Source organism: Senegalia sp. (in: firmicutes), from assembly GCF_052088025.1.
Lineage (GTDB): Bacteria > Bacillota > Clostridia > Tissierellales > SIT17 > Anaeromonas.
The window spans coordinates 1-4,375 of record NZ_JBQCYD010000085.1 but is presented as its reverse complement, the minus strand read 5'-3'; the positions used below and the strand labels follow the sequence as shown (position 1 = coordinate 4,375).

At 27.2% G+C, this 4,375-nt stretch carries 3 protein-coding genes; all 3 read right to left on the bottom strand.

The genetic code is table 11. The features are described 5' to 3' along the window. Window positions 1-61 precede the first annotated feature (61 nt). The gene (locus ACTHUW_RS12540) at window positions 62-877 is read right to left on the bottom strand and encodes a GIN domain-containing protein (RefSeq protein ID WP_442213508.1); all 816 of its coding nucleotides are present in this window, start codon (window positions 875-877) and stop codon (window positions 62-64) included. Window position 878: 1 nt separating this feature from the next. Beyond that, entirely contained in the window at window positions 879-2,645 is a 1,767-nt protein-coding gene (locus tag ACTHUW_RS12535; protein ID WP_442199268.1) for an ABC transporter ATP-binding protein, read from the bottom strand. A gap of 1 nt (window position 2,646) precedes the next feature. Beyond that, a partial coding sequence (locus tag ACTHUW_RS12530) for a condensation domain-containing protein (RefSeq protein ID WP_442213505.1) occupies window positions 2,647-4,375 on the bottom strand: 1,729 nt, incomplete at its 5' end.

The window sequence follows — 4,375 nt, the reverse complement described above, 5'->3', positions numbered from 1 at the left end:
TTAGTCAAAATATGATGAATTATTTAAAACAATAGGTACTCAATTGAGTACCTATTGTAATCTAATCCCCTTCTTTAATAAATCCTAATCCATCTACTTTCTTATCTATTAAATCTGGTTTCCCATAATAAGTTATACTTCCTACACCCTCAACATAGGCAGTTAAGCTTTCATGGGAATATACACTACAACTTCCTACACCTTCTAATTTAACTTTCACATCATCAGCTTCCATTTTTTTACCTTCAATAATAGAAGAACCTTCTATAAAAATATCTAAATATTCTACATTTCCTTCTAATTCAATATTACCTGATCCAAGAAAATCCAAATCAAGAACATTAACATTATTACTTTCTATTTCTCCATTAACTGCACATTCAAATACGCCATGGAATTGCTCTGTAGAATTTACAGATATATCTAGATTAAACTTACCTTGATTTATATTTATATTCTTTATAGGCACACCAATTTTTATAACTAAATTACCAGAAGTATCCAAGTATCTTTTATTACTACTTATATTAATGTTTTTTTTATTTTCATCTATTGATACAGAAACAAGATCTGAATCATTACCTGTTACCTCACAAACCTCATCAAAATTTTCATTCAATACTATATTTCCAACTAATTTTGTTTTCTTATTTTGTACTTTATTAATTGTAATTGAATAAGACTCCATATTATTAGTCCTTTCATCATCTTTATTTTCTTCTTGATTAATTGCTTTTTTCTGCTCTACTTTTACATCTTCTCTATCAATATTCTCATCTCCATTTAATTCACTTTCATGAGATTCATTTGAACATCCTAATAAAGCAATAGATATAAAGGATAAACTTACTAGTAAATTTTTTTTAATTTTTATCATTTTACACCTCATTTAATTCATCGCTTAATTGACAAAGCGAATAAAATTCTCCCTTTTGTTTTAACAACTCATTAATATTACCTATTTCAGAAACCCTTCCATCTTTCATCATTATAATGCAATCATAATCTTTTAATAATTCTTCATCTACTTTATGAGTTATAACTATTCTTGTCATATCTTTTAAATGACCAAGAGAAGCTTCTAATTCCCTCGTTGTCTTTAAATCTAAGGCAGAAGTGGCTTCATCCATAAGTAATATTGATGGTTTCTTAATTAATGATCTTGCAATAGAAATTCGTTGTTTTTCTCCACCTGATAATCCCATACCACCTTCTCCACACAGCACTTGCATTCCTCCCCTTTCTTTAAGAAAGGAATTCATACCTGCATTGCTAATGGCAAAGTTTACTTGGTCCACAGGCCATTCTCTATAAAGTTTAATATTTTCTTCAATAGTATCATCGAAAACAAAAGTATCCTGTTGTACAATACTATATAATTGAGTTAAAGATGTTTCATGAATATTTCGTATTTCAATATCATCAATATAAATATTTCCTTCGAACCAGTCATAATATCCCGCCAAAAGTTTAAGTAATGTAGATTTTCCACTACCGCTTAATCCAACAATGGCATAGGATTTTCCCTTTTCAAAAACTAAATTAATGTTTTTTAATACATATTCTTCGTTAGGTTCAAATGCAAAACTCAAATTTTCTATTTTAATGTTTTTTTTCATTTGCACTTTATTAACTTTAGTACCTATTTCTATTTCTCTTTTTAATAATTTATCAGATTCTTCTAATAACTGTACACTTGCTTTCTTTTTAGCTATACCTGCAACTACTTCATTTATAGGAGATGTCACATTATTGAGAAGCTGTACAAAAGCAAGTATTCCGCCTATAGTCATTTGTCCTTTTATAGTAAGCCAGGCCCCTACAATAAATAATACTATTACAATTATAATCGTACTATTTTGAGTCAAAGCCGTTACAAGACCAAGTAATATCTGATATTTCTCCTTAGTTTTTTCTTGAACATTTACTTTGTTTTCTGATAAATTAAGTACCTCTTTTTCGATATTAAAACTTTTAATCACAGAATATCCAGTAAGTATATCCTTAATAAAAGAAGTATATTTACTGTTATTTAAAGATACATTTTTCTGAGCAATTTCTAACTTTTTATTAAAAATAGCTGAAATAATTAAAGGTAGCACACAGGATACTAATACACATATTGCTAGTTTCCAATTAATATAAAACATAAGAAAGATACCAACAATTATCATAATAGATTGTGATATTAATGTAATCCCCCCCCGAATGTAATCTTGTTCTATAATTGTCAAATCATTATTAAGTATAGAAATATATGTCCCAGTTTTCTCTTTATTAAAATCTTTAAGTCTTAAAGTTAAAATTTTTTCTACTATTATTTTTTTTAAATTCTGTAATGCCTTTTTAGCAAATTTATTCACTACAATAGTTTCAATTAAATTTACTAAAATATTTATTCCTATAAATGCTACTGAAATAAATATTAGACGGTAAAGTTCTTGAAATCCTCCTCCAATTCCTTTATCAATATACTGCTTTAATATAAGTGCAACTCCTATGCTAAGAGTATAAGATATTACTGAAAAAAACACTGCGAAGAAATACATCTTTCTATTATTTTCATATATATACTCTGAAAATTTTTTATCCTTATTTTTAGATGGACCTACAAAAGATGTTTTAATTGCTTTTCCTTTAATCATTTTATTCCAACTCCCTCATTAGCTGATTAAGTAAATCTACTTCTTCACTTGAAAACTCAACATCACTTACTTCCTCTACAATATTTACTGGTTCTTTGAATATTAAATCAGAATATGCAAAATCATAAATATCATTAAGAGCATCTACAAAATAATCTTCAAATTCCTTTATATCTTCTTCACTAACAAATAATCCATCATAATAATTAGTAAATACCACTTTATTTTCAACATAGGCCCCATTTACTGTCAAAGGATGAAATAATACATTTTTAGAATTAATATCAAATCGATTAAATTTATTGCAATATCTTATTCCTTTAAAATTATTATTTTCTATAGAAGTATCTCCTAAAAAGTTAAACCCTAAATCAGCATGTATATTTAATGACCTATTACCATTTAAATATTTTAATATCCCATAAGTCATCCCTTTATTAGGAATCTTTAAAAACTTTCTTCTTACTTCTATTGCTATATCATTTATATTAGAACTATTGGTTATGACTAATGGAAACAAATTAGTAAACCAACCTACAGTCCTATTAATATTAATATCTTTATTAAGTTCTTCTCTACCATGGGTTTCAATCTCCAACACATAAGATGATGTGTTTTTCCATTTATTCAAAGCAATACTTAAAGCCATAATAAAAAATTCATCAGTTTGAATTCCAAAAATCTCATGGTATTCTTTCATCATTTTTGTACATTTTTCTTTAGAAAATGAGAAGCTTGATAAAGATATTCGTTTTTCCAGATTATTTTGTGCTAATGGTTTTGAAAATAATTCATCTGTAATCTTTCCTTCAGATACAACATTTACCCAATAATCTTCATCATTCTTAGCTTCATCACTCACACCAAATTTCTTTAAACTTTCAACCCAATCTAAATATGACGCCGTCTTGTTTGGTAAACTAATTTCTTCATTTCTTTCTATTTGTTCATAAGTCGTGAATACATCTGTTGTCAATATTCTCCATGAGACACCATCTACTGCTAAATGATGTATACATATCATTAAATAATCTTTAATATTAGTATGGAATAATATAGAATGAAGTAAAGGTCCATTTTCTATATCCATAGTACCTTGTTCATATTTAATAATCTTTTCAATCTCTTCCTTTATATTCTCCTCTAATACTTCTGCTATAATCACCTCTTTAAAAACTAATAAATCTTTGACTTCATTAGGCAACTTAACTATTTGGTCTGAATCATAAACAGCCCTTAAAATATCGTGGTGTATTACCATTTTCTCTAAAGACTTTTTTAAAAGATCTTTCTTTAAACGTGAATCCATTTCTAAAACTACAGATTGATTAAAATGATTTTTATTTTCCAAATCTAATTCAAAAAATCTTCTTTGTATTGGAGAAAGAACTAATTTCCCTGATATTGGATCTTGACTATACTCAACAATTTCTTTTTTTATAACTTTTGAAGCACAAATCTTACCTACAGTTTGAAGACTCATAATATCCTTAATATTAAGATTATATCCTTTTTCTCGGACTATAGAAGATACTTGAATGGCCTTTATAGAGTCTCCTCCCAGTTCAAAAAAGCTATCTTCAAGTCCTACTGAATTCATACCCAGCACTTCTTCAAAGGATTTAACTAATAACTTTTCTATTTCTCCTTTTGGTGGTACATATTCTTTTTGTCTTACGTATTCAATTTCAGGTAAAGCTTTTTTATCTATCTTCCCATTAGTATTTAAA